The sequence below is a fragment of the Pseudomonas sp. SJZ078 genome (genome assembly GCF_007828255.1).
Taxonomy (GTDB): domain Bacteria; phylum Pseudomonadota; class Gammaproteobacteria; order Pseudomonadales; family Pseudomonadaceae; genus Aquipseudomonas.
Genome location: NZ_VIUG01000078.1, coordinates 1 through 1,841 on the forward strand (window position 1 = coordinate 1; position 1,841 = coordinate 1,841).

At 61.4% G+C, this 1,841-nt stretch carries 1 protein-coding gene; it reads left to right on the plus strand.

Annotated features, from left to right (window positions below; genetic code table 11):
- A partial coding sequence (locus tag FBY02_RS27985; protein ID WP_144931768.1) for an amino acid adenylation domain-containing protein occupies positions 1–1,841 on the plus strand: 1,841 nt, incomplete at both ends.

Sequence of the window (1,841 nt, forward strand, 5' to 3'; positions counted from 1 at the left end):
GAGCGGACCAACTACCCGCTGATGCTCTCGGTGGACGATCTTGGCGAAGATTTCAGCCTCACCGTCCAGGCGGTGAGCGGGATTGGCGCGCCGCGGATCTGTGCTTATATGGACGCGGCGCTGGCGAGTCTGGCGCAAGCGTTGGAGTATGCACCTGAGTCGTTGCTGGCCGATCTGTCGATTCTGCCGGAAGCGGAACGTGAGCAACTGCTGGTGGCGTTCAACGCCACCGACGCTGAGTATCCGCTGGATCAGACCATTCACGGGTTGTTCGAGGAACAGGTGCAGCGTACGCCGGATGCGCTGGCAGTGCTGCATGGCGATCAGCGTCTGAACTATGGCGAACTGAACGAGCGGGCCAACCAGTTGGCGCACTACCTGCGCGGGCAGGGTGTGAGGCCGGACTCTCGGGTGGCGATCTGTGTCGAGCGTGGGCTCGACATGGTGGTCGGATTGCTGGCGATCCTCAAGGCGGGCGGTGGTTACGTGCCACTGGATCCGGCGTACCCGGCGGATCGGATTGCCTACATGCTGGAGGACAGTGCGCCGGCTGTGGTGCTGGCTCAGGCGGCGACGATTGGTTTGTTGGCCGATGCTTCGATGCCAGTGATCGATCTCGGCAGCGGGCTCTGGCAGGATGAATCCGTCTCGAATCCACAGGTTGCCGAGCTGACTTCGGCGCATCTGGCCTACGTGATCTACACGTCAGGTTCCACCGGGCTGCCTAAGGGCGTGATGATCGAGCATCGCAACACGGTGAACTTCCTCACTTGGGCCCATCGTTCGTTTGACTCGAACACCTTGTCGAAAACCCTGTTCTCGACCTCGTTGAACTTCGACCTGGCGGTCTATGAGTGCTTTGCACCGTTGACCAGCGGCGGCAGCATCGAGGTGGTCACTAATGTGCTGGAACTGCAACAGGGCGAGCACGACATCAGCCTGATCAACACCGTGCCGTCGGCGCTCAAGGCGTTGCTGGAATCCGGTGGTCTGGGCGAGGGCGTGGACACGGTGAACGTGGCCGGTGAAGCTTTGAAGCGCAGCCTGGTGGAGGCGCTGTTCGAGCAAACCTCAGTCAAGCGTCTTTGCAACCTCTACGGTCCTTCGGAAACCACGACTTACTCCAGTTGGGTCTCCATGGCCCGCGAGGACGGCTTTGCCGCCCACATCGGCAAACCGGTGGCGAACACCCAGTTCTACCTATTGGATGAGCATAAACAGCCCGTACCGCTGGGCGTGCCAGGGGAAATCTACATCGGTGGTGCCGGTGTCGCGCGGGGTTACCTGAACCGCGATGACCTGACCGCCGAGCGCTTCCTCAAGGATCCGTTCAGCGCCACGCCCAACGCCCGGATGTACAAGACCGGCGACCTCGGCCGCTACCTGCCGGACGGCAATATCGAATACCTGGGCCGCAACGACGATCAAGTGAAGATTCGCGGTTTCCGCATCGAGCTGGGCGAGATCGAAGCCCGGCTTGCCCGGCATGAATCGGTAAAAGAAGCGGTGGTACTGGCCCGCGAAGACGTACCCGGCGACAAACGCCTGGTGGCTTATTTCACCCAATCCGAAGCGGTGGACATCGAAACCCTGCGCAGTTACCTGCAAGCGCAACTGCCGGCCTACATGGTCCCGGTGGCCTACGTGCACCTCGACGCACTGCCGCTGACTCCCAACGGCAAACTCGACCGCAAAGCCCTGCCGGCGCCGGATCTGGATTCGGTCATCTGCCGTGGTTACGAAGCCCCGCAAGGCGAAGTTGAAACCACCCTGGCGCAGATCTGGCAAGACCTGCTCAAGATCGAGCGCGTCGGTCGTCACGATCACTTCTTCGAACTCGG